General features: G+C 46.2%; 19 protein-coding genes. All 19 read right to left on the bottom strand.

Going from position 1 to position 20,883, the window contains the following annotated elements; translation table 11 throughout:
• Nucleotides 1–25 precede the first annotated feature (25 nt).
• Entirely contained in the window at nt 26–928 is a 903-nt protein-coding gene (locus CI597_RS00695) for a dihydroorotate dehydrogenase (protein WP_024726794.1), read from the bottom strand.
• Nucleotides 928–1,695, bottom strand: coding sequence for a dihydroorotate dehydrogenase electron transfer subunit (locus tag CI597_RS00700; protein WP_024726793.1), 768 nt, complete (start codon nt 1,693–1,695; stop codon nt 928–930). The genes CI597_RS00695 and CI597_RS00700 overlap by 1 nt, the downstream gene beginning before the upstream one ends.
• Before the next feature lie 10 nt (nt 1,696–1,705).
• A complete protein-coding gene (pyrF, locus tag CI597_RS00705; RefSeq protein ID WP_024726792.1) occupies nt 1,706–2,629 on the bottom strand; it encodes an orotidine-5'-phosphate decarboxylase in 924 nt (307 codons plus the stop codon).
• 221 nt (nt 2,630–2,850) lie between these two features.
• Nucleotides 2,851–4,506, bottom strand: coding sequence for a sensor histidine kinase (locus CI597_RS00710; RefSeq protein ID WP_024726791.1), 1,656 nt, complete (start codon nt 4,504–4,506; stop codon nt 2,851–2,853).
• Nucleotides 4,503–5,180, bottom strand: coding sequence for a winged helix-turn-helix domain-containing protein (locus tag CI597_RS00715; RefSeq protein WP_024726790.1), 678 nt, complete (start codon nt 5,178–5,180; stop codon nt 4,503–4,505). Before CI597_RS00715 ends, CI597_RS00710 begins: the two co-directional genes overlap by 4 nt.
• Nucleotides 5,177–5,830, bottom strand: coding sequence for a phosphate signaling complex protein PhoU (gene phoU / locus CI597_RS00720; RefSeq protein WP_024726789.1), 654 nt, complete (start codon nt 5,828–5,830; stop codon nt 5,177–5,179). Before phoU ends, CI597_RS00715 begins: the two co-directional genes overlap by 4 nt.
• A gap of 1 nt (nt 5,831) precedes the next feature.
• A complete protein-coding gene (gene pstB / locus CI597_RS00725) occupies nt 5,832–6,584 on the bottom strand; it encodes a phosphate ABC transporter ATP-binding protein PstB (RefSeq protein ID WP_024726788.1) in 753 nt (250 codons plus the stop codon).
• Between the two features lie 3 nt (nt 6,585–6,587).
• Nucleotides 6,588–7,487 (bottom strand): phosphate ABC transporter permease PstA, encoded by a 900-nt coding sequence (pstA, locus tag CI597_RS00730; RefSeq protein WP_024726787.1) that lies wholly within the window; start codon nt 7,485–7,487, stop codon nt 6,588–6,590.
• Nucleotides 7,487–8,338 carry a phosphate ABC transporter permease subunit PstC gene (pstC, locus tag CI597_RS00735; RefSeq protein WP_024726786.1) on the bottom strand — a complete coding sequence of 284 codons (852 nt, stop codon included), beginning with the start codon at nt 8,336–8,338 and terminating at the stop codon, nt 7,487–7,489. The genes pstA and pstC overlap by 1 nt, the downstream gene beginning before the upstream one ends.
• 40 nt (nt 8,339–8,378) lie before the next feature.
• Nucleotides 8,379–9,269 (bottom strand): substrate-binding domain-containing protein, encoded by an 891-nt coding sequence (locus CI597_RS00740; protein ID WP_024726785.1) that lies wholly within the window; start codon nt 9,267–9,269, stop codon nt 8,379–8,381.
• A gap of 363 nt (nt 9,270–9,632) precedes the next feature.
• Nucleotides 9,633–10,811 carry a hypothetical protein gene (locus CI597_RS00745; RefSeq protein WP_024726784.1) on the bottom strand — a complete coding sequence of 393 codons (1,179 nt, stop codon included), beginning with the start codon at nt 10,809–10,811 and terminating at the stop codon, nt 9,633–9,635.
• A gap of 107 nt (nt 10,812–10,918) precedes the next feature.
• On the bottom strand, nt 10,919–12,187 hold the full coding sequence (locus tag CI597_RS00750) for a dihydroorotase (protein WP_024726783.1): 1,269 nt from the start codon (nt 12,185–12,187) through the stop codon (nt 10,919–10,921).
• A gap of 138 nt (nt 12,188–12,325) precedes the next feature.
• Entirely contained in the window at nt 12,326–12,769 is a 444-nt protein-coding gene (locus CI597_RS00755) for a hypothetical protein (RefSeq protein WP_006568076.1), read from the bottom strand.
• Nucleotides 12,770–12,968: 199 nt separating this feature from the next.
• The gene (locus CI597_RS19650) at nt 12,969–13,331 is read right to left on the bottom strand and encodes a sigma 54-interacting transcriptional regulator (RefSeq protein ID WP_024726782.1); all 363 of its coding nucleotides are present in this window, start codon (nt 13,329–13,331) and stop codon (nt 12,969–12,971) included.
• A 481-nt stretch (nt 13,332–13,812) separates the two neighbouring features.
• The gene (locus CI597_RS00770; RefSeq protein ID WP_024726781.1) at nt 13,813–15,204 is read right to left on the bottom strand and encodes a glycine--tRNA ligase; all 1,392 of its coding nucleotides are present in this window, start codon (nt 15,202–15,204) and stop codon (nt 13,813–13,815) included.
• A 90-nt stretch (nt 15,205–15,294) separates the two neighbouring features.
• Nucleotides 15,295–16,035 (bottom strand): DNA repair protein RecO, encoded by a 741-nt coding sequence (gene recO / locus CI597_RS00775; RefSeq protein ID WP_024726780.1) that lies wholly within the window; start codon nt 16,033–16,035, stop codon nt 15,295–15,297.
• A gap of 1 nt (nt 16,036) precedes the next feature.
• Nucleotides 16,037–16,942 carry a GTPase Era gene (gene era, locus CI597_RS00780; RefSeq protein ID WP_024726779.1) on the bottom strand — a complete coding sequence of 302 codons (906 nt, stop codon included), beginning with the start codon at nt 16,940–16,942 and terminating at the stop codon, nt 16,037–16,039.
• An 11-nt stretch (nt 16,943–16,953) separates the two neighbouring features.
• On the bottom strand, nt 16,954–19,854 hold the full coding sequence (locus tag CI597_RS00785) for an insulinase family protein (protein WP_034548915.1): 2,901 nt from the start codon (nt 19,852–19,854) through the stop codon (nt 16,954–16,956).
• A 102-nt stretch (nt 19,855–19,956) separates the two neighbouring features.
• On the bottom strand, nt 19,957–20,865 hold the full coding sequence (locus tag CI597_RS00790; protein ID WP_024726777.1) for a DMT family transporter: 909 nt from the start codon (nt 20,863–20,865) through the stop codon (nt 19,957–19,959).
• Between the last annotated feature and the right edge of the window lie 18 nt (nt 20,866–20,883).

Below are 20,883 nucleotides of genomic sequence, written 5' to 3' on the forward strand. Positions count from 1 at the left end.
CCTCACTTCCGTCATCCTTTGCAGTTTACTTTACACATCCGATCAATTCCCGGATATCTTCTATGTTATGGCGTTCCATGTAAGACTTGATACCGTCAATGACTTTGACTGCCGCACAGGGGTCCGTAAAATTGGCTGTCCCCACGGCCACCGCAGTGGCTCCGGCCATAATGAATTCCAGGGCGTCTTCCGCGTTTAAAATTCCTCCCATACCGATCACCGGAATCTTCACCGTACTGCACACCTCGTATACCATGCGCACTGCCACCGGCTTGATCGCCGGCCCCGAGAGTCCTCCGGTTTTATTGGCCAGAAGGAAGTCTCTCTTTTCTATATCAATTTTCATTCCGGTCAGGGTATTGATCAGGGAAAGTGCATCACTCCCCGCTGCCTCCGCGGCTTTTGCCATTTCTTTGATATCCGTTACGTTAGGGCTCAGCTTCATGATAATCGGCTGATCTGCCTTTTCTTTCACTGCCTTCGTGATCTCATACAACGCTTTCGGGTCCTGTCCAAAAGCAATGCCGCCTTCTTTAACATTCGGGCAGGAGACATTGATCTCCAAAAGATCCACGGGCTGATCGGAAAGCCGTTCCACCACCTCAATATAATCTTCCACGGTTCTCCCGCAGACATTGACGATCACAGCAGCACCCGCTTTCTTTAAAAATGGCAGGTCCCTCTTTATCATCACATCAACGCCCGGATTCTGAAGTCCTACCGCATTGAGCATGCCCCCGTAAGTCTCAGCCACCCTGGGGGTCGGGTTTCCCTCCCAAGGCACATTGGCAACACCTTTTGTCGTCACCGCTCCAAGGCTGGACAGATCGACAAATTCACTGTATTCCTCCCCGGAACCGAAGGTCCCGGAACCTGTGGTCACTGGATTCTTTAAAGAAACTCCTGCGATCTCTACTCCCAAATTCATCAGAACTCTACCTCCTTTGCGTCAAATACAGGCCCGTCTTTGCAGACCCGTTTATTGCGGACATGGGTGTGACCGTCCACTTCTTTTGATTTACAGACGCAGGCCAGGCATGCTCCTATGCCGCATGCCATTCTCTCTTCCAGAGAAATCTGGGCTTCCAGCCCCATTTCCTCCGCATAAGCTTTCACGCCTTTCAACATAGGAGTCGGCCCGCATGCATAGATCACAGAACCTTCTCTCGCCTGTTCTCTCACGGCATCAATGACATTACCTTTTGTCCCCACGGAACCGTCTTCCGTAGAAACAAGGACCTCGCCGTATGCTTCAAATTCTTCTTTCAGGAACGTATCCTGATTCCTGTAACCGAGCACAATGGTCTTCTCACATTTCAGCTGTTTCGCAAGTTCCAGCATCGGAGGTATCCCGATGCCTCCTCCGATCAGAATTGCTTTCTCATTTTTCATGTTAAAACCATTGCCGAGTGGTCCCAGCACGTTAAGCCTGGTCCCTGCTTCATAAGTGCTCAGAAGTTCTGTGCCTTTGCCTGCGATCCGGTAAACGATCCTGACCGTTTTGTGTTTTGCGTCAATGCCGCAGATACTGATTGGCCTCGGCAGCAGCTTGCTTCCGTCGTTGACGTAGACAGATACAAACTGTCCCGGCAAAGCCTCTTTGGCCATATCTCCGACGTTCAGTGTCATGTCAAAAATATCTGTGGAAAGCTTCTTCTGGCTGACGATCTCAGCCTTTATATTATGTTTTCCCATATGTCTCTCCTTATTTTACAAATGCCTTTTTCAGATCTTCTTTCATATCCAGCACAGCCTGTCTGGATGCATCCGCATAATTTTCGGCTCCGAATCCGGCGTACTGTTCCTGTTTGTACGCACAGATGATGCCTCTGGAGGAATTGATGACGGCTCCCAGTCCGTCCTCATTAAAGAACGGTTTGAGGTCCTCTGCTTTTCCTCCCTGCGCTCCGTATCCCGGAACCAGAATGTAGTTTTTCGGCATAATCTTTCTTAAGACCTCTCCCATTTTCGGATAGGTTGCCCCTACGACGGCCCCTACATAACTGTAACTGTCTCCCATATGACTTTCACCCCACATGGCTACTTTCTCTGCCACCAGTTCATACAGAGGTTTTCCGTCCACCAGCTGGTCCTGGAACTCTCCGCTGGATGGGTTGGACGTCTTCACAAGAATAAACAATCCTTTTTTTTCTTCTTTGCACACATCAATAAACGGAAGAATCCCATCGCTTCCGAGGTATGGGTTCACCGTCAGAAAATCTTCATCGAACCCGCGGTATTTTTTGCTGCCCACCTGTACCGCTCCGGCATGTCCCACCGCATAGGCCGCTGATGTGGAGCCGATATCGCCCCGCTTAATATCGCCGATCACCACCAGTCCTTTTTCCTTTGCATATTCACATGTTCTATGAAAAGCAGTGAGTCCTTCCACACCGAACTGCTCATACATAGCAATCTGAGGCTTTACTGCCGGGATCAGGTCGTATGTAGTGTCAATAATTCCTTTATTATACTGCCAGATTGCTTCCCCGGCACCCTTCAAAGTTTCTCCGAATTCGTCAAATGCTTTTTTCTTTATCTGGTCAGGCACATAATCAAGCATAGGGTCCAATCCCACCACGATCGGTGCATCCAGCTGTTTTATTTTTTTTACTAATTCATTGATCATGTCAATTCTCCTTTATTTTATGAAAATGGACGTAACATTTGCCGGAGATATTATCCAGCAAAACAGAAGGCGCCACTCTGTAAAAGTTTTTTATCACTATTGGAGGAGCGCATTTTAAAGCGCGACGGAAAGAGTGATAAAAAACTCATACTTAATTGAAATCATACCATAAAAAGAGAAAGAAAAAAAGAGACGATCCAAAAAGGACCGCCTCTTTTAGGCTAAAAAATAACTGCAATTTTTGTTCCCTTTCCCACTTCACTTTCCACTTCGATTTTGGCGCCGTGGTATTTCGCCCCGTGTTTTACGATAGAAAGCCCCAGGCCTGTGCCTTCTCTCTCACTGGAATGGCTTTTGTCTCCCCGGTAAAACCGTTCAAAAATACGATCCGCATCTTCCGGTGGAATGCCGATACCATCATCTTCTACGATCACTGTAGCCCGCCCTTCCATGGCAGCAGCGGTTACAGACACATGACCTCCCCGGTCGTTGTACTTGACTGCATTTTCTATGAGATTATATAACATTTCGTACAAGATCTGACGGACACCAGAGACTGTGCAAGGAGATCCAAGAACATGTAGATCAATCCCTGCCTCTGCTGCCTTCATAGACAGAGAATTTTTAATTTCCAAGGTCATCTGGTACAGATCGATCTCTTCTTTTTCCTGCACAATCTGATTTTCATCCAGCCTGGACAGTTTGATGATACCCTCTATCATGGAAATGAGCCTTCTGGCCTCTGTGTAGATCTTTTCCGAAAACCGGCCTACATCCTCCTGCTTTACGAGTCCGTCTTTCATAAGCTCCGCATATCCTGAAATCGTCGTCAGCGGAGTCTTCAGCTCATGAGATACATTTGCGGAAAATTCTTTTCTAAGTTCTTCTCTTTCTTCTTTTTCTGTCACATCGATCATCATCAGCACCACTCCTTTAACCGCGCCTGATACCGTTACCGGATTGGCCATAAGCAAGTATTTGCGCTCGCGGAATTCCATCACTTCCTCGGAAGGCTCTCCGCCCAAAGCCATCTCCACCGCTCTGCGGAATTCATGGCTGCGGTTGATTGACAATACATTCTGGTTGCTGCACTGGTCTTCATTGATGTCAAGGATCCTGAGGGCACTTGTGTTATAAGAGAGCACCACAGATTTATCGTTGAGGATCAGAAAGCCTTCGCTCATATTTTCTGTAATCGTCGTAAACTCGATCTGCTTTTCCTTGATCTCTCTGATCTTTTCTTTTATGGCCTCATTCTGCCGGTGAATCCTCACCAGCAGAGGCGACAGCTCGTCATAGGTGTTCTCATCTTCCGGATGCTCCAGGTTGATCCGGTTGATCGGTTCGATAATCCTTCCGGTGAGGAGTCTTGAAAGAGCCAGCGCCAAAACAAAGACCACTGCCATCATTAAAATCAGGACAGGCAGTACTCCCTCCACCTGGTTAAAAATAGTCTGAGTCTCCCGGCTGAGCCGTAAGACACTGCCGTCCGAAAGCTTCACAGCATAATAATACGTTTGTTTTTTGAGCGTCTTAGAGATCCTTGTACTCTCCCCGGCCCCGTTTTTTACCGCTTCTTTGAACTCTTTTCTATTTCTGTGATTACTCATAGACTTTTCTTTTCCCGTACTGTCATACAGGACCTTCCCGTCTGAAGCGATCAGCGTGATCCTGCTGATCGTGATATCTTTGTATGCATCCAGACTCTGGTTCTCGTGCTGGTTCAGGGACTCTGCCATATATCCGGCCTCGTTCTGAATCCCCTCTTTTACCTGGGACATATATCTTCCGTAAGCAACCGCAGATAAAAATACCGTAGTGCACACCACCGTGATCAGGGCGATATAACTCATATTCAGAAAAATCTTACGCTTCATTCACTGCCTCCAATGCGGTAACCGATCCCTCTCACAGTCTCAATCATAGCGCCGCAGTTTCCCAGCTTCTGGCGCAGGGTACGGATATGGACATCCACCGTCCGTGTCTCGCCGTCAAAATCATATCCCCAAATATTTGTGAGAAGCTGGTCTCTGGTGAGCACATTGCCTTTGCTCTCCATGAGCATACAGAGCAGGCGGAACTCTTTGTAGGTCAGTTCCACCTTTTCGCCGTCTGCCAGGACCTTATGCTTTCCCACATGGATATAGAGATTTCCTGCCGAGAGTTCTTCCGTCGGCTCCTCTTTTTTTACCCGCCTTAAAACCGCTTTGATCCGGGATACCAGTTCCATCATACCGAAAGGTTTTGTAATATAATCATCCGCTCCGCTGTCTAAGCCCAGCACCTTGTCATACTCGGCGCCCTTCGCCGTCATCATGATCACCGGGATATTCTTTGTCTCAGGATTGTTCCTGATCTTCCTTAAAATACTGATACCGTCTTCACCCGGGAGCATAATGTCCAGAAGCACCAGTTCAGGAATCCTTCCGGCTGAAAGGTCCTTAAAAAAACTGATGCCGCTTTCATATCCCCCCGCATCAAATCCTGTACTCTGAAGAGTGTAGATGACAAGTTCCCGTATGTTTGCATCGTCCTCGACAATATAAATCACAGACTTCCTCCTTTATACTCCCCGGTAATAGAGAATTCCACCCATTCGGCGATATTGCTGGCGTGATCGCCGATCCGTTCAAAATACTTGGCGATCATGACAATCGCTACACAGGCCTCTCCTTTTTCCGGGTCCTCATGGATCAAAGAGATCACTTCTTTTTTTACTTTGGAAAACAGAGCGTCCACCTCGTCGTCTGCTTTGATCACCTCATTCGCGGCATCCAGATCTTTCTTTACAAAAGAATCCACAGCTTTTGTCACCATAGCGATCGTGCTTGCAGCCATCATCAGCACGTGGGTGTGGTTATTCATCACAGTCACCACATCACTCTTTTTTACGATGCCCGCGATGTCCACGGCCTGGTCCCCGATCCGTTCCATATCCGAAACCATTTTGAGTGCCGCAGAGATCATCCTCAAATCCCCGGCCACCGGCTGCTGCTGGAGCAGAAGCTTCATACATCGTCTCTCTATGTCCCGCTCTTTCTGATTGATCTCTTCTTCCAGATCATCGATCCTTAAAATCATCTCTTTGCTCTTTATATCTACCAGTTTCCCTGCCAGATGAATCATATCCTCACAGAGGGCACCCATCTCGATCATTTCAATATTCAGCTGTTCAAGCTGTCTGTCAAACCGATTTCTCATATCAACCAAACCTTCCTGTAATATAGTCTTCTGTTCTTTGATCTTTCGGCATGGAAAACAGTTTATCGGACTTTCCATACTCTACGACTTCCCCTAAAAGGAAAAATGCGGTCTTATCGGAAATACGGACGGCCTGCTGCATATTATGGGTCACCATAATGATAGTATACTTGGATTTCAGCTCTGCCGCAAGGTCCTCGATCTTTGAGGTAGAAATCGGGTCCAGCGCAGACGTCGGCTCATCCATCAAGAGTACTTCCGGCTCCACTGCCAGAGCCCTGGCGATGCAGAGTCTCTGCTGCTGGCCTCCCGAAAGGCCCATGGCACTTTTTTTCAGACGGTCCTTCAGTTCATCCCAGATTGCCGCGTTTCTCAGAGATTTCTCCACGATCTCATCCAGCTGCGCTTTGTTCCTGACTCCATGGGTCCTCGGCCCATAGGCTACATTGTCATAGACACTCATAGGAAACGGATTCGGCTTCTGAAACACCATGCCTACCCGTTTTCTGAGCAGATTAATGTCCATATCTCCATAAATATCTTCTCCGTCCAGAGTGACTTTTCCTGTGATCTTACATCCCTCCACCAGGTCATTCATACGGTTTAAAGATTTTAAAAGTGTAGATTTTCCACAGCCGGACGGACCGATAAATGCCGTGATCTCATTCGGGGAAATATCCAGATCAATCGCTTTGAGTGCTTTAAAATCCCCGTAATATAAATCCAGATTCTGTACTTTAATTTTAGATTCCATGTTCTATCCTTTCGTTATCCGCTTGGCAATAAATGTCGACACCGCGTTGATGATGATCACTACGACCAGCAGGACCACCGCCGTGGCATAAGACTGATTAATATGCAGACCTTCGCTGGAGAGGGCATACATATGGACCGACAATGTTCTCCCGGAACCCATTACGTTGGATGGGATCTCCGCCACTGTTCCGGCCGTATACATCAGTGCCGCCGTCTCTCCCACGATTCTTCCCACTGCCAATATTACTCCCGACAAAATGCCTGGCACTGCAGACGGAAGCACGATCTGAAAGACAGTCCTCAATTTCCCCGCTCCAAGCCCGAAGCTTCCTTCCCTGAAAGAATCCGGGACAGATTTTAATGCCTCCTCGCTGGTTCTCATCACAGACGGCAGAATCATAATCGCCAGTGTTGCAGCTCCCGATAAAATGGACAGTCCCCATTTTAATGTGGTCACAAAGAACAGCATACCAAACAGTCCATATACAATGGATGGAATTCCTGAAAGAGTTTCCGCAGTAATCCTGACGATCCCCACAAGCCGGTTTCCTTTTTTAGCATATTCCACAAGATAGACTGCAGAAAAGATTCCCAGCGGCACTGCAAATAAAAGTGCAAGCGCTGTCATGCTGACCGTGTTGACCATAGCCGGAAAAAGCGATACATTGGTGGATGTATATTTTAAAGAAAACAGATCTTTTGTAAGATACGGAACCCCGTGTACCAGAATATATCCGATCAGATAGATCAAAATTCCCGCCGTAAAGACCGTGGATATCAACACGAGCAGATACAGAAGCAGAGAGAGCGGAGTTCTTTTGTATGAAGAAAATCTCTGTTTCGTTGTGACCTTGTTAACCTGTTTTATGTAGTTTAATGGCTTTGCCGTCATCGCCTCCATCAGAATTCCTCCTTATGTTTTAATGCGGAAAAAGAAAGGTTGATCAGCAGGATAAAAACAAACAGCACCACAGCCGTGGCGATCAGCGCTTCCCTGTGCAGATCCGTGGCATAACCCATTTCCAAAACGATATTCGCCGTCAGTGTCCTGACTCCCTTATAAAGTTCCATCGGCATCCTGGCCTGGTTTCCCGCAACCATGACAACCGCCATGGTCTCTCCTATGGCTCTTCCGATCCCTAACACGACACCTGCCAGAATACCGGATTTAGCCGCCGGCAGCACTGTAAAAAACACACTTCTCTCGTGACTCGCCCCCAGGGCCAGTGAACCTTCGTAATAGCTGTCCGGCACTGCACGGATGGCACTCTCAGAAACACCGATAATCGTCGGCAGAATCATGATCCCTAAAAGCAGTGACGCCGTAAGAATACTGTTTCCGTTGCCACCGAAAATATTTCTGACCATCGGTACCAAAACGACCATACCGAAGAAACCATAGACCACAGATGGAATACCTGCTAAAAGATCCACTGCCGGCTTTAATATTTTATAAAGCTTCCCGCTGCAGAACTTTGCCATGAAGACCGCCGTAAATATTCCGATGGGAACACCTACGATGATGGCTCCCGCCGTGATATAAAGGCTTCCCAGGATCATTGGGAAGATGCCAAAGAATCCATTCTTTGGCATCCATCGCTCTCCGGCCAGAAAGTTTGCCGGTCCGATCTCCCCAATAGCGGGTAAGCCGTTCATAAACAGGAATGCACATATCAGTATGACTGCCAGTATGGAAGTACAGGCTGCGGTCAGAAATACACCTTTCATGATCTTTTCTTTGTACTGTTTCATCTTTATTTCCCCACTATCTCTCTTTTTGCATCATATGGCCTTATTTCACATCGTCCCAGGAAATCACTTCACCTGTAAAAATACCTTTTATCTGGTCACTTTTAAGCTCGGATACATCGTTTTTCTTGTTTACGATCACTGCAATTCCATCCTGTGCTATGACTGTCGGCTTTACGCCCTTTTTCACTTCACTGTCGGCAAGTTCTCTGGATGCCATCCCGATGTCGCAGACTCCGTCAACTGTGGAAGTCACTCCTGTTGTAGAATCACTCTGCTGAACTTCGATCTTTACATCTTTGTTAAGTGACGTATAAGCTTCTTTTAACTTTTCCATGACCGGGGTAACAGATGATGATCCTGCCACGACGATCTTGCCTTTTGCCCCGGAGGCTTTGTATGACGCAGCTTTGTCATCGACCGTAATATAACCGTTGTCCGCAACTACTTTCTGACCTTCTTTGCTCATAATAAACTTGATAAAATCTTTAGCCTGGGAATTCAGTTTCTTCTCATTTGTCACAATGTTGAACGGACGCACGATCTTATAAGTCTTATTTTTTACGTTTTCTGTACTCGGCTCTGCTCCGTCAATCTTCAGAGCCTTCACTGTATCATTTAAGGACCCTAAAGATATGTAGCCGATCGCCGCCTCATTTTCAGCTATGGTTGTCATCATAACGGAAGTGGAATTGGTGATCATTGCTTCCGTTGTCGTGTTATCTATCTTATTTCCGTCACTATCTTTTTCTTCTATTCCAAATAACTCAATAAACGCTCCTCTTGTCCCAGACCCGTCTTCTCTGGATACAACGGTGATATCTTCTCCTGCTGCTTTTTTACCTTCGTCTTTGCCTCCGCAGCCTGCCAGTAAAGTTGTCGCTGCCACTGCTGTCAGTAGAACACTTAAAATTCTTTTCCTCATCTTTCTCATAATAATCTCCTTTTGGCTTTTCATCGCTACAAGTCATATCTTACTCGTCCAATGTAAAATTCAAAAGACAGGTTATGTTAAATCTGAGTAAAACTTCACAGAATACTTATCGGTATTTTACTTTTGTGAAGAAAACAAAGTGGGCAAACCCACTTCAGCTCCCCAACACCTCAATCTTTGAGGGCTTGACAACTTTGCGTGCCAGATGCGATTTGCCAAGGGCAAATGATTTCCTCACGCATCTGTGCACAACCCGCGGAGCGTTTTTGTTTCATAGGGAAGGTCAAAGAACTTTCCTATGAAACAAAAAAAGAACCTATGCATCAACACATAGATTCTTCCTTTTTACTTCTCATTCTCAGATCAATACTGATACAGCCAGTAAGACCCGTTTGCCTGTTTTCCTGATTTCATGACCTTTATATAATAGGTACCTTTGCTGCTCTTAAAACTAAATGTTTTAACCTTTTCTCCCGATAAAGACAGGGATTTTACAGGCTTTTTCCTGCCTTTTTTGTAAACGGTAAACCTGATCTTTCCGGAGTTCATATAAGTTTCTGCTTCCATAAATATCTTTTTCCGCTTCTTCGGAACTGAAATTCGGTACCATCTGGACGCTTTTTCTGTCACTGTATACAAATCATACTGTTCCCGAAATCTTTTTAACGTCTTCGCTTTCTTTTTCTTCGTCTTATACTTTGCCGGGATAAATGTCTTGATCACACAGAGCGAATATCCCTGTTCTGTACCTGCTCTTGCTGCAATCCGGTAGGTTCCCTTCTTCAGTCCATAGACAACCGTGCCTGTATCACTGGTAAAATAAGACTTCTGCTGCCGTCCGATATTTTTCCAGCGTCGGCCTTCTCTTCTCTGGACGTAAAATACAACCGGAGTTTTCTGTTTCACGATCGGGGATGCCGTGATATCAGCAGTTCCCCGTTTTCCCATGGTAAAGGAGTGATATGTATATCTTCCCTGCCCGCTCTGAATGTAGGATATCTCATTGGATAGCTTACGCGGGTTATCTTTGATGACAAACGGTGCGATAAAAACCGTGGTAAAGTCTTTCGGCAGCCTCACATAATAGGTTCCCGGTTCTGCCTTAAGTTTCACGGCCCCGTCCGGTATCCGCTGCCCTGCAGGCCTCTTCTGCCTATCCAGGAGAGACGGCATCTGTGCGTTGTCTTCCTCCTGAAAAGATACAAGGATCAGACTTCCCTCTTCCTTCACCCTGAGTTCGACCAGCCTGTCGCTGTGGTCTCTCAGATAAGACTGGGTAAAAGTATACATGCCGTCTCCGTACATCATATACATGGAAGCCTCGTTCATGCTGGTGAACCGGCCCGCTTCCATGATATCCTTATCCATCCCGGAAGCTTTGGCGCCTTTGCCTCCCCGTACATCGGAACCCATGCGGCCTATTGACACGTTGGCTGCATTCTTCCTGTCACCGGCTGAAACAGAAATCGGAAAACCAATGAGCCGGGCACCTAAAACAACGGATAAAATGATACTGGTAAAACAGATACTGCATCTTTTCATAAGACACACCTCCTCCGTAACTGCCCTGTGGAAGCGGCTTAACCTAAATATTATGTCTTAATTATATCATGCAGATATCTCAGAAATATGACATTCTCATGAAGTTTTTAATCCCCGGAAATGTTGTAAACAGCGCCTCTGCAAATAGTATAATAAATTTTCCCGTAGAGCTTCCAGCCTTTAAACGGTGAGTTTGAGGCCTTGGAATAAAACTTCTCTACAATATACTCCTCGTCCTCCCTGAACAGAACCAAATCTGCCGGTTTGCCCTCCTGTATCCTTCCCTGTTCCAGGTGATAAAGCTTTGCGGGATTAACCGTCATTTTTTCCAGGAGTTCCATCAAAGTGAGGTGTCCTTCCTTTACCAGTTTTGTAATTCCAAGTCCCAGAGAAGTTTCCAGTCCGGTAATACCGCTCGGTGCCTTTGCAAGGCCTGCTGCCTTTTCTTCCTCAGAGTGAGGCGCATGGTCTGTGGCGATGATCTCTATAGTGCCTTCCTTCAGTCCCTCGATGATCCTCTCCCTGTCTTTTTCCGTCCTGAGAGGCGGATTCATCTTGGCCAGGGAACCGTAGATGAGAACGTCCTCTTCCGTCAAAGTAAAATGATGGGGCGACGCCTCCGCCGTCACACGAGCGCCTTTTGCCCTGGCATCTCTCACAAAATCAACGGCTTTGGCAGAACTGATATGCTGTATATCCACAGATGCCCCGGTCTCCAGCGCCAGCCGGCAGTCTCTTTCCACCATCACCGACTCCGCTTCATCGGAAGCCCCTCCGTACTCAAGCTGTTCGGCAACCTTTCCGGCATTGACTCCCGGACGCTTAATATATTTCGGATCTTCCTCGTGAAGGCTGACCGGAACATCAAGTTTTGCCGCAGTCTCCATAGCCTTGCGGACGATCTCTTCATCCATGAGCGGAAGACCGTCATCTGTAAATCCCAGTGCCCCGTGGGCTTTCAGTTCTTCCATGTCCACGAGTTCTTTCCCTTTAAAACCTTTGGATACCGCCGCAGTCTGGACAAGCCGGATCGGCAGCTTCTGTGCCCGTTTCAAAATGTCATCCAGTATCTCTGTACTGTCCACCACAGGCTTTGTATTTGCCATACAAACCACTGTGGTGACACCTCCGTGAAGGGCCGCCCGGCTTCCTGTCTGCATATCTTCTTTGTGTGTAAATCCAGGGTCTCTGAAATGCACATGGACATCGATCAGACCAGGAGCCACGACCATGCCTTCTGCGTCTATGATCTGTTCATAATTAGCTGTTTCTGTATTTCCTATACTTTTAATCTTTCCATCGGAAAGAACAAGATCGGTCACTTTATCAAATCCGGTTTCCGGGTCCATGACTCTTCCGTTTTTAATTAAAATCATATAATCTCCTCCTGCTGATTTTATTTTATCATAACATATGTGCCTGAATACGGGCAACAAAACAAAGCACAGAGAAATACTGCCCGGCCGGCTAAAAAGCTTTTCCTCTGTGCTTCGTATAAAACTTTGGTATCTTATTTAGTTCAACTGGTCCTTTACCGCCTCCAGTGCGTTTTCCACATCTTCCTCGGTAATCTTCTGAGCCGATTTTACCTTTACTACATAGTTCTTATTTTTCACTGTGATTCCGCCGATGGCCTCATATGCAGTCTCATCGTTGATCTGTTTGATCACCGGGATAAACTCACTGTCTTTGGCAGATAAAGCCTCACCGATCTCGTAGGTATGTCCCTTCTCCTCCAGCGCCATGATCTCCTCTGAGATATGTTCGTCAATATCTTCTTCCAGAATCTCTTTGGATGTTCCCTCGCACTGTTTGTATTGGACACTCATATTCTGAACAAAAATGCTGTCATCCGCAGCTTTTGTATTCATCCTTCCCTTTACAAAAAAGCATCCGCCCACTGCAAGGACGATCCCCACTGCAGCCAAAAACTTTTTATTAAATACCAATTTCCTCATAGTTTCTCCCTTCCTGTTGCCTGATATGATTTAGTATACCAGAAAAGTATGATAAAACTATGCAGAAAATATTACAAATTTCTTAGGATAATAAAAAGATCACAATTTCTCTATATATTGCTTTCGTTTTCTTACAAAGGTAGGCGCTGTCATTCCAAGGCTCGCTGCGGCTTCTCTGACGCTGCCATAAGTCTTAAGATCAATATGCGGATTTCTGTCCCTTTTTACCCTTCTTTTTTCTCTCAGATCCACCGGTATGCTTTCCGGGCCGGCGGTACTCTTTCAAGAATTCCAGTGTCTCGAAAGAAAAGGATTTCTTGAAACCATACTTTTTGTTCAGTTTCCCAAGAAACAGCAGTGCCAGGGATTCAATATCTTTCCTGCGCTCTCTGAGGGGCGGTATATGGATTGGAAACACCATAAGACGATAATATAAATCTTCCCGGAAACTTTTCTGCTTCACCATCTCTTCCAGATTCCGGTTTGTGGCGGCCCCGGCAAAGGCGCCGTGACCCGCGGCCTTGCGCAACTCCGGGAACACTTTAGCCTGACTGCATCTCAAATTATAAATTCATCCTCCCTGATTTGTCTGCACCAAAAAATACACAAAGCCGAATTTATGGCACTCTATTCTGATGTCAGACTCTTTATGAAACAGGACGAGACTATTCTTATGAACATATCTATCAGGGAATAAGGATCGATACTCACCGTGATAACAGGGTCATAAAGAGTCTGCTCAGAAAAAACGGATTTTCCTATTGCGGGATCATTTATCTGGAAGAAAGCAGTGAACGACTGGCATATTAAAAAGCTTTGTAATTGAACAAAGTGGGCAAGCCCACTTCAACGCCCCAACCCCTCACTCTTTGAGGGGCTTGACAACTTTGCGTGCCAGATGCAATTTGCCGCAGGCAAATAATTTCCTTACGCATCTGTGCACAACCCGCGGAGCGTTTTTATTTCATAGGGAAGGTCATAGAACTTTCCTATGAAATAAAAAACCGGCCGGATAACTGCCCGGCCGGTTCAAACGTTAGATTTTAATAGTCAAACTTCTTTTCAAAATATTCTTTCAGATCTTCGATCTTCACCCGTTCCTGTTCCATAGTGTCACGGTCTCTGACGGTCACAGCGCCGTCTTCTTCAGAGTCGAAATCATATGTCACACAGAACGGTGTACCGATCTCATCCTGTCTTCTGTATCTCTTTCCGATATTTCCGCGCTCATCATACTCACAGTTGTAGTATTTTGCAAGCATCTCATAAACCTTGCCTGCCCCCCCGCTCAATTTCTTGGACAGCGGAAGCACTCCGATCTTCACCGGTGCAATAGCCGGGTGGAAATGAAGGACGGTACGTTTATCTCCGCCTTCCAGTTCTTCTTCGTCATAAGCGGCGCATAAGAACGCAAGAGTCACACGGTCGGCTCCAAGAGACGGCTCGATTACATATGGAATGTAGCGCTCTTTCTTTTCATCGTCAAAGTAGGTCAAATCTTCCCCTGAAGTATTCTGATGCTGTGTCAGATCATAGTCTGTACGGTCCGCTATGCCCCACAGCTCTCCCCATCCGAATGGGAATAAAAATTCGATATCTGAAGTTGCCTTGGAGTAGAAAGACAGTTCTTCTTTTCCATGGTCACGGACTCTCATCTGATCATCGGTGATGCCAAGTGTCTTTAACCAGTTAATGCAGAATTCTTTCCAGTAAGCAAACCATTCAAGATCTGTATCCGGCTCGCAGAAAAATTCCAGCTCCATTTGTTCAAACTCTCTTGTACGGAATGTAAAGTTTCCGGGAGTAATCTCATTTCTGAAAGATTTCCCTACCTGTCCGATGCCGAACGGGATCTTCTTTCTGGATGTCCTCTGCACATTTTTGAAGTTTACGAAAATACCCTGAGCCGTCTCGGGACGCAGGTAAACTGTATTTTTCGCATCCTCGGTCACACCCTGGAACGTCTTGAACATCAGGTTGAATTCACGGATATCCGTAAAATTCTTCTTGCCGCAGGACGGGCATACGATGTCGTGATCATTGATAAAATCCACCATCTCTTCTTTGGTCCATCCATCCACAGAGCCGCCCTCAATCTCCATGCCGTGTTCATCCATATAATCTTCGATAATCTTATCTGCGCGGAAACGTTCGTGGCACTCTTTACAGTCCATCAGAGGGTCAGAAAACCCGCCGAGATGTCCGGAAGCAACCCAGGTCTGGGGATTCATCAGGATGGCGCAGTCCACACCTACATTGTACGGGCTTTCCTGAATAAATTTCTTCCACCATGCTTTCTTTACATTGTTTTTAAGCTCCACGCCAAGATTTCCGTAATCCCATGTATTTGCCAATCCGCCGTAAATCTCAGATCCGCTGTACACAAAACCTCTGGCCTTTGCTAAATTTACGATTTTCTCCATTGTTAATTCCATATTGTTTCTACCTCACCGTTTCTTCATTTCCTATAATCTGTTCTATTGTAGCGTGTAACCCCTCTTTTTTCAAGAGATATGCTAAAAAAGTCAAAGCAGTTCCAAAAAATCCAGCGACTTGAAATGATGGCTGACATACTGTTTTAAAAATGACTCGCTGACAGACTCAAGTTCCTTCAGAACTTCCTTCGAAACTCTGAACGTATACAGCTTCTCCGGGGGACTGCTTAAAATAAACTGAAGCGTATATACCGCAGATCCGGATATATGTACCGCTCTTCCTCCGGATTTCCTGCAGTTTGAGCAGAGAATCCCTCCCGCACCGCTGTCAAAGTAACTGAGCTCCTCTATGCTGCCGCACTGTGTACAGCAAAAGACTTCCATTCCCTGTCCGTAGAGAGCCATGAGTTTTATCTCGTACACCCTGCGTATGAGCTTCGGATCTATGGTCTTTTTTTCAAGCGCCCTGAGACTCAGGTAAAGGAGTTTCAGGATCTCTTTTTCATCATTGTTTTCCCTTGTAAGATAAGATGCAAATTCACAAAAATAACTGCCGTAGGAGACCAGAAGAAGCTCCTCCTTGATGCCTTCAAAATAATGGCCTACATCCGCCCACATAAGATTAAAGGAGCTCCTTCCTTCATACAGGGAAAACTCTCCGAATGTCAAAGGCTGACAGGCCGCGGCATATGGACTGGTGGCTTTTTTCGCCCCTCTTGCAAACGCCGTGATCCTTCCCCGCTCTTTTGTGAGAAGCGTGACTCTCTTATCAAATTCTCCGATATTTCCGGCGTTTAATACCAGACCGGTTACTTTGATCTCCTGACCCATTTTATACTTCTTTCTTGTTGTACCCGTAGTTTTTGAGAAGCATGTCACTGTCACGCCAGTCCTTTTTGACTTTCACCCAGAGCTGAAGATTCACTTTGATATCCAAAAGGTTTTCCATCTCTATCCGTGCCTGGCTACCTATCTTCTTTAACATACTGCCCTGTTTTCCGATGATGATCCCTTTATGGGAATCTCTCTCGCACACGATCGTCGCATCGATATCAATGATATGTCCGTGCCTTCTCTCTTTCATGGAATCAATGACTACCGCAATCCCATGGGGAATTTCCTGGTCCAGAAGACGCAGTGCCTTTTCTCTGATCAGCTCCGCACAGATCTGCCGCTCCGGCTGGTCCGTGACCGTATCTTCGTCAAAAAACATCGGCCCCTCCGGAAGGTATTTAAAAATACTGTCTATGACATCGTCCGTGTTCTGTCCCTTCAGTGCGGAAACCGGTATGATCTCTGCAAACTCACATACGTCTTTGTATGTGGTGATCGCTTTTAAAATCTCCTCGTCTTTCACCGTGTCTGTCTTGTTGATCACCAGGATAACCGGGGTCTTTACTTTGCCCAGCTGTTCAATGATATAGCGCTCTCCGCCTCCGATAAAGGTGGTCGGCTCCACCAGCCATAAAATAAGATCCACTTCGTTAAGAGTCCTCTCGGCGACTTTCAGCATATAGTCGCCGAGCTTGTTCTTTGCCCTGTTGATCCCCGGAGTATCCAAAAATACAATCTGCCCCCTGTCGTCGGTGAATACTGTCTGGATTCTGTTCCTGGTTGTCTGGGGCTTTTTCGAGGTGATCGCGATCTTTTGTCCGATCAGTTGGTTCATCAGAGTAGATTTCCCAACATTTGGCCTGCCGATCAGTGTCACAAATCCCGATTTCATTCCTGTGTTCATAAAATTCCTTCCTAAAATACGTGTTTGATTTCTTTAAATTTATCCTTAGCTTCTCTCAGTTTATCTTCATTTCCTATGGTGCAGTTATTTCCCGCATCCACTACACAGCGCACATACGGTGCCAGCGAACGGATCGTCTCCTGACTGCAGGACAGCACCTGGTCTCTGTACTTCTGAAGTTCTTCTTCTGTCCTTCCTAGAAGATAAGCCTGGAAGCTTCTCTCTCCCAGATCATCCGGCTCCAGCGGAGTATCCATGTTGCTGATCGTTCCGATGATATATTTTACCATGTCACGGTCATCGATATCGAAATGCTCCACAAAATCAGCCGCACTCTCATAGACTTGGTAAGTTTCTAAGAGATTCGGGTCCCGATAGGATACAAACATACTGTCTCCCTGAGGCATGAAACTGCACATGCATCCGTAGGCTCCGCCCTTTACACGGATATTAAGCCAGAGATATTCATAGGAAAAGATTACCTGGAGAACATTTAAAGCTCCCGTATATTCATAACCCTGTTCTGCAAAATTTCCTGCGCATGCGACATACTGGACACCGCCGGCCGTAGCAAATCCTTCTTCCTTTTTCTCCGGCAGGATCTTTGTCTCCTCTTTGGCCAATTCGCCGGTAAACATGCGTGCTGTGAATTTACGCACCGCATCCTCCATAAAGGACGGTTCTTTTTCTTTTCCTGTGTAGCTCACCATCATATTTTCCTTTCGGAAAATATACCTGCATGCCTCTTTCATACTGTCTGTGATCCTGCTGCTCTCCTGTTCAAAGGATTCATACCAGTCTTTTACAAACTCAAACATGGAAACGCCCTGGATCTGCTCTTTATACCTTGCATAAGGAGAGAAATAGGACATGGCACGGTTGGATGCCGTTTTATGTCCGGCCTGGGTAAGATCCGTCTTCATATTGGTGTAGATCTGCCCGATGATCTCTTTCAGACGTTTCCTGTCGTCCAGTTTGCTCTCAAACAGGATCTCTTCCATAAGTTCAAATGCCTTTTCTGCATTTTCATAAAAACACTTTGTCCTGATGACAAAATAACTTTTCACTCCTTCGGCACCAGCCGGCAGAACGTCCATCGTCGTCACCATGCCTCCGGTCTCTATACCGATCTCATTTCCGAGTTCAAAATAGCTGTGTTTTTGCGTATCTACGCTACGGAATACTTCTGACATGAGAGACACATAAGGCACAAGCCTTGCCGGGACCTTCGACATATCGAATACGATCTTCAGATAGCAGATGCCGTTTGTAAAATATGGATGCCATATGACCTTTACTCCGTCCACCGATACTTCTTCATTGCAGAGAGGCCGGATCTCTCTTTTAATATCTTTAATATCCAAAAGCGGAATCTTTTCAAGGTCCTCTTTCGGAGTCACCGCCTCCTGATATTCTTTCAGCTCTTTTGTAGCCTGAATAAGCTGCCTGATCTCTTCTTTTGAAAGACTTTCTTTGAATTCTTTCAGCTGCTGCGCCGTCTTCTGGTCCTTCCGGCTCTGAAGGCCCTTTTCCGGCTTCAGCACCACAATGGATTTATGTGTATTGGACAGCATATAGGTTTTGATCAGATCGGTAAAATAGCTGCCGTCCAGCTGTTTTCTCAAAAACTCAAACACATCGTTGGTCTTGATATGCATAAACGGCTCATCATCGTCATAGAGCCAGCTGTCGTACATCTGTAACCCATACATCAGTCCCTTTGGAAATCTGCCGAAATTGGCCTCTTTATATTGAAACTCATAATAATTCAGCGCAGATTCCAGGCTGCGTCTCTGAATTCCCTCCTTGGAAATCTTACGCAGGGTCTCCTCGATGATGCGCACAAAATCTGCCTCTTTTGCCTCGTCTGCCTCCTGGGCCACCACAGAAAATACAGGCTGTTCGATGCCATTGTCGTAAGAACTGCTGATGTCCTTGCCGATCCCGGCTTCCATCAGAGCCTTTTTCACCGGCGCGCCCTGCATGGAGAACAGTGCCCTGTCAAGAATCTGGAATGCGATATACAGTTCTTTGTCAAGACTTGTTCCTATGACTGCGTTATAGGAGAGAAACGTTTTGTTCTGTATCTCATCCTGTTCGCTGACTGGATATACTGCCTCTACTCTCTTTACTTCTTTAAAAGCTTCCTGGGGCTTCCATGATGTGTCCACCTGCTTCTTTTCAAAATCAGACAGATAATGTTCGTCTATGAATGTCAGGTACTTTTCCGCATCCATATCCCCGTACAGATAAATATAGCTGTTGGACGGATGGTAATAAGTCCTGTGGAAATCCAAAAACTGCTCATAGCTGAGTTCAGGGATCGCTTCCGGGTCGCCTCCGGATTCAAACCCGTACGGAGTGTCGGAGAGCAGAGACTTCTGGATCAGACGCGCCAGCTGCTGGTCCGGGGATGAGAACACACCCTTCATTTCGTTGTAAACGACGCCGTTGTAGATCACGGGCGCATCTTCTGATTCGAGAGAGTGATGCCATCCCTCCTGTTTTAAGATTTCCGGTTTCGTATAGATATTCGGGTAAAATACTGCATCTAAATACACATGCATCAGGTTAAAAAAGTCTTTGTCATTGCAGCTTGCCACCGGATATACCGTTTTGTCAGAGTATGTCATTGCATTCAAAAATGTGTTAAGGGACCCCTTGACCAGTTCCACAAACGGGTCTTTTAATGGAAACTCCCTGGAGCCGCAGAGTACAGAGTGTTCCATGATATGAGGAACTCCGGTATCATCTTTTGGCGGTGTCTTAAATCCAATCTGGAATACCTTGTTGTCATCTTCGTTGGAAATCACCACAACCCTGGCCCCTGTCTTTTTGTGACGGTACACATATCCGGTCCCATTCAGCTCTTTGATCTGTTCTTCTTTTACCAATTCATAATTCTTCATCATAGCCTCCGAAATTTGCTCCTTATTTTATACTTGATCCGCCGTGCGCACAGACGGAAAATTTTTCTCTGTTCATGATAAATTATACCACATTTAATAATTCTTTTATTCATCAACCTGTCTTCTCCAATAGAGACTGCGCCCGGGCTTTCTGCCCAAATCCGTCTCAGAGATCAAAATCGCCGTCATCACCAGCACAAAACCGATCAGGATCTTAACCGTCGCCTTTTCTCCATAAAAAATCACACTGAAGAGCACACCGAACACGGACTCCAGACTCAGGATCAGGGATGCGGAGGACGAACTCACCCGGCTCTGCCCCACACTCTGAAAGGTTACTGCCACAGCAGTACACATGATGACCAGATAAGCCAGGCTGCCTGCCTGTCCGGCCGTCCAATGAATGGTGCCGATGTCTTCGGTCAATACGGACAGTCCGGCTCCCCAGAGTCCTGCAAACAAAAACTGTACGATTGTGAGCAGTACCGGATCTTTCTGGCCGCTTTTCATACCAAGATATGTGATATGGAGGGAGAATAAAAGGCCTCCCGCCAGAGTCAGTCCGTCACCGATGCCAATGGTCAGATTTCCGTTCAGCGAAATCAGCCCGATCCCTGTGATACAGATCAGTGCGGCCAGGAAGTTTTGTTTTGTAGGCTTTTTCTTCTGCCATATCCATGTGACGAAAGGTACTGCCACACAGTAAATAGCTGTTAAAAATGCATTCTTTCCGGGCGTCGTGTGATACAGTCCTTCTGTCTGGAACCAGTAAGCCCAAAACCAGAATCCTCCCAGCACAAATCCTGTCTTAAAGTAACTTTTATCTATCTTTCCGAGTTTCTTATGAAAAAAGATACACAAAAGCAATGCCCCCGCTAAAAATCTTATCCCCAGCAGAAAATTTTCCGGGACATTGGCAATGGTATTTTTCATAATAAAAAAGGAACTGCCCCATATCAGTGCAGAACCGAACAACGCTGCCTTGCCGAGAATCGTTTTATTTTTATGATTCATACAACCCCCTCATCCTTC

Source organism: Anaerostipes hominis (ex Lee et al. 2021), assembly GCF_002270485.1.
Classification (GTDB): Bacteria; Bacillota; Clostridia; order Lachnospirales; family Lachnospiraceae; genus Anaerostipes; species Anaerostipes hominis.

Bases quoted from the DNA above. Each gene is read 5' to 3' on its own strand.
- CI597_RS00695 (WP_024726794.1), bottom strand. From the start codon at position 928: ATGAATTTGGGAGTAGAGATCGCAGGAGTTTCTTTAAAGAATCCAGTG.
- CI597_RS00700 (WP_024726793.1), bottom strand. From the start codon at position 1,695: ATGGGAAAACATAATATAAAGGCTGAGATCGTCAGCCAGAAGAAGCTT.
- pyrF (WP_024726792.1), bottom strand. From the start codon at position 2,629: ATGATCAATGAATTAGTAAAAAAAATAAAACAGCTGGATGCACCGATC.
- CI597_RS00710 (WP_024726791.1), bottom strand. From the start codon at position 4,506: ATGAAGCGTAAGATTTTTCTGAATATGAGTTATATCGCCCTGATCACG.
- phoU (WP_024726789.1), bottom strand. From the start codon at position 5,830: ATGAGAAATCGGTTTGACAGACAGCTTGAACAGCTGAATATTGAAATG.
- pstB (WP_024726788.1), bottom strand. From the start codon at position 6,584: ATGGAATCTAAAATTAAAGTACAGAATCTGGATTTATATTACGGGGAT.
- pstA (WP_024726787.1), bottom strand. From the start codon at position 7,487: ATGGAGGCGATGACGGCAAAGCCATTAAACTACATAAAACAGGTTAAC.
- pstC (WP_024726786.1), bottom strand. From the start codon at position 8,338: ATGAAACAGTACAAAGAAAAGATCATGAAAGGTGTATTTCTGACCGCA.
- CI597_RS00740 (WP_024726785.1), bottom strand. From the start codon at position 9,269: ATGAGAAAGATGAGGAAAAGAATTTTAAGTGTTCTACTGACAGCAGTG.
- CI597_RS00745 (WP_024726784.1), bottom strand. From the start codon at position 10,811: ATGAAAAGATGCAGTATCTGTTTTACCAGTATCATTTTATCCGTTGTT.
- CI597_RS00750 (WP_024726783.1), bottom strand. From the start codon at position 12,187: ATGATTTTAATTAAAAACGGAAGAGTCATGGACCCGGAAACCGGATTT.
- CI597_RS00755 (WP_006568076.1), bottom strand. From the start codon at position 12,769: ATGAGGAAATTGGTATTTAATAAAAAGTTTTTGGCTGCAGTGGGGATC.
- CI597_RS00770 (WP_024726781.1), bottom strand. From the start codon at position 15,204: ATGGAATTAACAATGGAGAAAATCGTAAATTTAGCAAAGGCCAGAGGT.
- recO (WP_024726780.1), bottom strand. From the start codon at position 16,035: ATGGGTCAGGAGATCAAAGTAACCGGTCTGGTATTAAACGCCGGAAAT.
- era (WP_024726779.1), bottom strand. From the start codon at position 16,942: ATGAACACAGGAATGAAATCGGGATTTGTGACACTGATCGGCAGGCCA.
- CI597_RS00785 (WP_034548915.1), bottom strand. From the start codon at position 19,854: ATGATGAAGAATTATGAATTGGTAAAAGAAGAACAGATCAAAGAGCTG.
- CI597_RS00790 (WP_024726777.1), bottom strand. From the start codon at position 20,865: ATGAATCATAAAAATAAAACGATTCTCGGCAAGGCAGCGTTGTTCGGT.